The 7,263-nt window shown below is 63.1% G+C and carries 2 protein-coding genes; both read right to left on the reverse strand.

Going from position 1 to position 7,263, the window contains the following annotated elements:
- Positions 1-418 precede the first annotated feature (418 nt).
- Complete coding sequence (locus tag BMW85_RS49155) at positions 419-1,204, reverse strand: hypothetical protein (RefSeq protein WP_143082682.1); 786 nt, start codon at positions 1,202-1,204, stop codon at positions 419-421.
- 104 nt (positions 1,205-1,308) lie between these two features.
- Positions 1,309-6,864 (reverse strand): LamG-like jellyroll fold domain-containing protein, encoded by a 5,556-nt coding sequence (locus tag BMW85_RS47955; protein ID WP_143082683.1) that lies wholly within the window; start codon positions 6,862-6,864, stop codon positions 1,309-1,311.
- Positions 6,865-7,263 lie beyond the last annotated feature (399 nt).

Consider the following 7,263-nt stretch of genomic DNA (forward strand, 5'->3'; position numbering starts at 1 on the left):
CGCCCCGGAACCACCGCAGCACCAGGACCGCCTGCCAGAACGGGGTAAGGGCGCGGCTCCCTTTGGGGGTGCCGAGCCGGCGGCGCTCGTCGTGCAGCAGTCGGGCAACATAGTGAATCAGCGCGCGGGAGACGTCGAGCGTGGCACGATGAGCAATCACGTGGAGCCTTCCGGGTGACGGGATTTCTTGTGGTGAGAACTCATCTACCGGAGGCTCCACGTCTGTCTCCGGCCTTCGACGACTTCTCCCGAAAGGCCCGAAACGTTACTGCGGGCGTCCCGGACATCCCCTATCACCCGAATTATTTCGCTGAGATCACCTCAGTGTGTACATGAACGTAGGTCTATAGCTGCCGGGCAGTGGCTGAGCCGCTCACTCGGTGGACGGAAGTTCGAGCATGAAGGATCGAGGCTGATGTCAGCTAATCGCAACGATTCGAACAGTTCTGACTGTCGGCTGGTCGACGATCTCGGCCAGGGCTTTTCCTGAATATCCGTATGCCAGGAATCCGTAGACGAGGCCGCGTTCCGCGGCCTGACGCAACTCGGATATATCCAGGTCGTAATTGTGGAGGTTGACAGCGTCGGCCCAGTTCAGATTTGCCGTCCAGTGCCGGAACAACTGAACTGCAGGCGTCCTTATGCATTCCTCTTCGTAGACTGCACAAGGTCTCCAATAGAGAGGTAGATCAGCGTTCGGTCTCTTGCCGGACAGAAATAAGTAGACTGCGTCCGACCGTATGCCTGACGTCTGCCCGTTGGACGTCAATTCATCCTCTGTCATCGGATCCGCCAGCTCTACGATGGCACTGGCAAACTTGCCCTCGGGCAGCTCAGAAATTTCTTGTCGCGCCTTCGATTTTAAAATCTCATCGGTTCCCCGTCCGCCGCCGAAGGAGGCTAGGAGTTCACTCATCCTGGTTCTCGGCAGAGATGGCGCAGAAACCAAGCCGAGCACGTTCATCTGGATTTGTCCGAATATGGTGCGAGCCCCCAGTGACGGCTCCACCTCTTGTGCGCTCATCTGGAGATCCGTCGAGATCGGGCCGGAATCAGTTTCGCGAGCCAAGGTGACGCGGTACTCCGGATGCGCAATCTGCAGGGCGCCGCCATAGATCTCGCGTAACCGATCAGATCGCCCACTGAAAAGGTGAATACCTTCAAGGAGGAAAGCTGCGACTGAGAGAACAGCGATGACTCTCACTGCATATCTGCGTTTCCTGGCGGCGTCCATATGTGTCCGTTCTTGTCGAAGGTCATGATGTAGGCCGAAGGCGTCGCGCCTCGGCCTACATCATGAATTTTTGCTCAGTCCCCTATGGTGAAGGGAAATACTGTGGGTGCCCATTGGCCTGCTTGTGGCCACATGGTGATGGTTTTAGGAACGGCGATACAGTCCTTGGGTTTCTCCGCTTTTGGCTTACAGTCGGCCAAAATGTTCAAGTATGCGGTCGCGCTGTGCTTGATTTTGGTGAATCCGTAGCAAAGGACGCTGTCGCATTCTGCCGCAAACCTGACCGGTTCCGGCGCGACCATCTTAACGCCCTCCGCTGCTTCGTAGCTCAGGCTGCCGCTCTGGCTGCCCTCCGACGGTGCGGCTCCTGGAGGCCAGGATATGGAAGGTGACCAACCCAGGGTGCTGAAGGTGAGCGCCATGTCAACCTTGAGCTTGAGTGTATCAGCGATGAGGGCGTCGATCTTGCTGTTTCCGAAGGAGCATGTGAGTCTTACCGATGCGAAAGGACGCCACTCGCGTACTATCAGGGGAGCCTTTTCTGTGGGGTACTCCCACCGGATAACGCTACCTGCTGTGAATTCTATGCCTTTGGTAAGCGTGTTCCATCCGAAAAGTTCGGAGCGGCAAGCTCCTCCGGTGCAGATGCGGTTCTGGTCCCATCCGTCTGGGGATTTGAACTTACGGGCCTCGCAGTTCTGCGCGGCAGAAGCCTGTAGAAGACCAGAGCCTTCGACGAAGCCTCCGCAAGAGTCGCCAAAGTCGGTGGAGTCTTCATACGCCGGATTCGGGACTTGGATCTCCGTCATATTGCCGCATCTGTCGAAGACATGGATGGAAATCGTAGACTCGCTTGGATCCACCTCTCCCGAACTATTCTTCGTTGTGGTCGCCTGGGCAGTTGCCGATGAAGTGTTTGTCTTCCACGTCCGGACTACCTTCGTAGTGACCCGGATCGTTTCATTCGGCCCAGGATGTACGACACTGTCGGAGATCTCGACAGCGGAGTCGGTACGCGTCTCGCCGCCTGCTTCCATGGCCGCGTGCTGTTGCACTAGCGTCGCGTTTAGGAGGGAAAGCTTGGCAGTGCTGGGTGCCTGAGGTGTTACGTCGGGCACATCCCAGATCGTGTTCGCGTCACCTTCTAAAACACCATCCTGCGCCTGATAATAGGCCTTCACCCGCTCGATGTACGCCTCGGCAGCGGGTGCGTTGGTGGCTGTGGCTCGCCCACTCGACGGCGTCTCTAGTACGCAGGGTCGGGACGATCCTGGTGAAGGCGGTGGTGGTACCGCCTTCGGGGTTACCGAGATGGCCTCCCACTCGCCGGTCCCGAACGCGGTCTTGGCTCGAACTTTGAGAGTGTAGACATTGCCATTGTTAAGACCGGTGACCGTAGCGAACGGATAAGTGACATCCAGCATTTTAACGACGGTCCCGCCCGAGTCGGCAACCTCGACATCGTAACCGTCGAGAAAGGCGACACTGCCATTGGTCTCAGGAATGCCCCAGCTGGCGAGCGCGCCGGAGTCGCCGGGCTGAGCCGACAGGTTGAGCACCTTGCTGGGTGGCTTGGGAAGCAGATATGTAACCACGAGCGATGGCTGTTCTAGAGCTGTTGTTGCACCGAACGTGATCAATTTGTCAGTGTTCGAGGTGAGCAGAAGCCATTGGTATTCGGTGCCAGCGATGTCAGCTTGCGGGCCGTTCAGTGGCAGCTGATAGGGAGCCACGCGTAAGTCGGCATCGCCCGCGAGGTCTGAGCCCTTAGTGTTCTGCTGCACAGAGGACTTCAGCGGCGTTGCGGTGATTACGGTGTCTGCTGGACAGGTGTCACTCGGACACGTGGGGGAGCCAAGCTTGAGAACTCCCTCCAGGACAGTCGCACCAGCGGGAAGTTCGTCGAGATTGAAGCTGATGACGCTGACCGTCTTGTCTACGCCAGCACGGCCGATATCCATCGTGTTGGAATCGACCACTGTGCAGGGACTACCGGCACATGCGCCAGGGTCCGTCTTCGCAGTCTTGATGACGAAGCTGTCCTTTTGGAACGTCAGATGGCCGATTTCCTCATCTGGGCCCGGCGGAGGTGTGCCAGGGGTGGTGAACGTTACAGGTGCGGTTTTAGGCGTACAGATCTCGCTGCCTGACCCGTTTGACGTGGTCGATGCCGTCGTGGGTGGCGACTGGGGTGGGACGGCAGAAGTAGCTGTACCCCCCAAAGGGGTATTCATGTCGGTGGTGATCTCAGCCGCGGTCTGAGCGCGGTTGTAGATGCGGACTTCGTCGATGACGCCCTTGAAATACTCGCCGTAGATGCCGTTGCCGCCGATGTGCAGGAGGCCGGCGTCGTTGGTGATCGAGCCGCTGAAAGTTTCCTGGGCGACCTGGGTGCCGTTGAGGTAGAGGCGGGCGATGGTGCCGTCGTAGGTGACGGCGAGGTGTGTCCAGGTGTTGACGGTCAGGTTGCCGGTGGCTCCGACGGGTTCTGGTTGTCCGTTGACGGTGAACCAGCCGGTGGGGCCGCCCTCGGAGGCGGCGTAGAGGCCGTAGGACAGGTCGAAGACGTTGTCGTTGTCCTTGGCGATCACGGTGCGCCAGCCGTCCACGGCGCTGGGCTTGACCCAGGCTGACAGGGTCAGCTTGTTACCGAGACGCAGGGAGGGTGCGTCCTCGATGTCCACTGTTGTGCCATAGGTGCCATTGAAGGAGAGAGCCTTGCCGTACTTGCCGGTGACCCACGTAGTGCCGGAGGCGCTGCCGTCGTTGCCCCCGACGGGGTCGGTGATGGTGCGGCCGGTGCCCTCGTTCATGCCGTAAGCGGCCACCAGACCGGACGGGGTCGGCGTGGGCGTCGGAGTAGGCGTGGGAGTTGGGGTGGGGGTCGGAGTAGGCGTGGGAGTTGGGGTGGGGGTCGGAGTAGGCGTGGGAGTTGGGGTGGGGCCAGGGTCGGAGCCGTCGTCCTGCTGGCCGGTGACGCAGGCAACCATCTGCCACTTGTATGTGCGGCCGGCTTGGACGGTGTTGGCCGGAAGTTGGAAGGAGGCGCGCTGGCCGCCGGTGACGGTGCGGCTGCCGAGTGGTGCGGAGCCGATGGGCAGGCCGTTGTTGTCGTACAGGTAGTACTTGGCGGTCACCTGGCCGCCGGAGGGGCGGTTGACCATGCCGGACAGGATCGGCTGGGCCGGGTCGGCCATGCCGGTCTCGGTGTCGGAGGGCAGCACCGGCGCGTCGGAGGTGATGCGGTAGGCCGGGCTCTCGTTGCAGGAAGGCCGGGTGAGGCCGCTGCGGCAGGCCTTGACCACGAACTTGAAGCTGGCCGGGTTGTCCAGCGTGAACACCTTGTCCAGCGCCTGGCCCGACGGGATGTTGTTGTGGGTGGTGGTGCCGGGCACGCCGACCAGGGCGCGGATCTCGTCGCCGGTCAGCACTCGCTGGTAGGCGTGCACGTCGTCGACGGCGCCGTCGAGGCTGGCCTCGTCGCCGGCGATGACGGTGCCGCGGCCGATCTGGAAGGCGCCGCGGGCGTTCCAGCCGGCGGTGTGGTCGCGTTCGGCGTTGAGTTCGCCGTCGACGTACAGGCGCATCTTGTGGGCGGTCGCGTCGTACTGGGCGGCCAGATGCGTCCAGCGGCCGACGCCGGCCAGCTTCTTCGACCCGATCGGGATCGGGTTGGCGTTGGCGGTGTCGGCGTCGTTCAGGGTGAGGATCCAGCGCTGGTCCAGCTCGGCGGCGTTGGAGGCCAGGTAGCCGAGGCTGAAGCCCGGCTGGTTGGTGCCCATCTGGGAGAACACGGCCTGGTCGCCGGCGCCGCTGTCGAGGCGTACCCAGGCGGTGACGGTGTAGCTCTGGTTGGTGTTCAGGACCGGTGCGGTGGTGCGGATCAGGCCGCCGGGCGACAGCTTGACCGCCTGGCCGAGCTGGCCGGGGACGCGGCTGTAGGCGCCGCTCAGAGTGGCGTTGAAGCCCTTGCCGGTGGCGTCGGTGGCGGTGGTTCCGGAGGTCTCGTCCAGCTTCCACCAGGCCGCTTCGCCGGTGGGCAGCTGGGCGGCCGGGGGCGCCATGGTGGAGTCGTTGACGGTCACGGTGTAGTCCAGGTTCGTCGCCTCGGGGACGCTGGACTTGTAAGCGACCTTGACGTTGGTGCTCCGGGCGATGGCGTCGTTACCGGACATGGAGTCGATCGACTCGGCGGTGACGGTTGGAATCGCCGGCGGGAGCACCCAGTCCACGCTCAGTTTCGGCACGCGGGAGCCGCCAAACATCTGGGCCCAGAAGTTGTACGACTCGCTGAGGTCCTTAGGCACCGGCAGCTCGTTGCCGAGCCGCAGTTGCAGGCCGTGGTTGGCGGTGCCGGTGGCCCAGGCTTGGGCCATCGCGGTCAGGTTCCAGCTCCAGATCGCCCCGTCGGTGAGTACTTGGGTACAGGGGTCGAGAGAGGAGCGTTCGTCGGGGCGGGTGGCCGGCTGGTTCTCCCAGAAGGTCTCTTCCGCTTCCCATTCTTCGGTGATGAGGGAGGCGGTGACCGCCTGCAGGCTGCTGCACGTAGTGGAGCTGCCGCGCAGCGACAGCTGCATGGTGGCCCCGACCACATGGCGGCCGCTGATCGGCGCGGTGTCGAAGGCCAGCAGCGCGCGGGTGGCGGACTCTCTGGTATAGCCACAGGTGGAAGGGGTGGGGCAGGATCGGGGGTTGGACCGGGACACCTGCCCGGCACCCGTGGCCGAGTTCGGCGACATGACCGACGTCTCCTGCGTCACGGTCAGCGTGGTGGTCGGGTCCACGGTGACCGGATACTGGGTTGCCGGGTCGGCCAGCCACTTGGCGTCCGGCTTCAGCACTAGGACGGTGTCACCGTTGTCGCCCTTGACCACGTCGGTGGCGACCTTGGCTTCCCGTCCCGGCTGCTTGGCGTCGGCCTTGGCCGCCGTGGCGTCCCACATGCGCGGGGCGGGCGCGGAGGCGATCTTCTCGCCCTTGTCCTTGCCCTCGTCGTCGGACAGGGTGAGCGCCCCGGACTTGGTCTTGGCCAGTTTGACGCCCTGGGCCTGCACCGGCATCCGGAACTCCACCGGCCCGGCAGGCCGCTCGCGCAGCACCACATCATGCCGGAATCCGGTGGGCAGCGCGGTCACCACCAGGTCCGCGGACGGGCCGGCGACGCCTGCGTAGGTGGCGACGTTGCCCTTGATCTGCGGCTTGGGGAGCGCGGTGGGCCAGGACAGGCCGAAGCTGCTGCCGCGTCCCATGCGGATGGAGGCGAACGGTCCGGTGCCGCCGGGCGCCAGCCGTAGCCCGGCCTTGGCCAGCCGGGGCCTGAGCACGCCGTTCTCTTCGATGAGGGTGGTGTCGATCCATTCCCATGTCTTGCCGCGCCGCAACTGGGCGGGGCCGTTATAGGACTGGGTGGCAAGATGACCGTCCGGATAGGCCCATGTACGCGAGGATTCGGTGTACGCGGCTTCTACCGCGACCGGTTTGTTCTGCTTTTTCGCTTCGGTCAGCGCTGCCCGGAACAGCGCGTCCGGATCCTCCGGCTGAGGGAATGTGGTTATCGATGGAGTAACTGGTCCGGTGGGCTCGGCTTGGGCTGAGGGGATGGTTCCTGCGACGAGCAGCGATGCTGTCACCGTTAGCACCGTTGCGATCGCTAATTGCCCCGTAGTGGATCGGCGGCGTTTTGACCGGCTTACTAACTTGTTCACTGAGGTGATCTCAGCGAAATAATTCGGGTGATAGGGGATGTCCGGGACGCCCGCAGTAACGTTTCGGGCCTTTCGGGAGAAGTCGTCGAAGGCCGGAGACAGACGTGGAGCCTCCGGTAGATGAGTTCTCACCACAAGAAATCCCGTCACCCGGAAGGCTCCACGTGATTGCTCATCGTGCCACGCTCGACGTCTCCCGCGCGCTGATTCACTATGTTGCCCGACTGCTGCACGACGAGCGCCGCCGGCTCGGCACCCCCAAAGGGAGCCGCGCCCTTACCCCGTTCTGGCAGGCGGTCCTGGTGCTGCGGTGGTTCCGGGGCG

It is taken from the genome of Nonomuraea wenchangensis (assembly GCF_900111685.1).
Classification (GTDB): Bacteria; Actinomycetota; Actinomycetes; order Streptosporangiales; family Streptosporangiaceae; genus Nonomuraea; species Nonomuraea wenchangensis.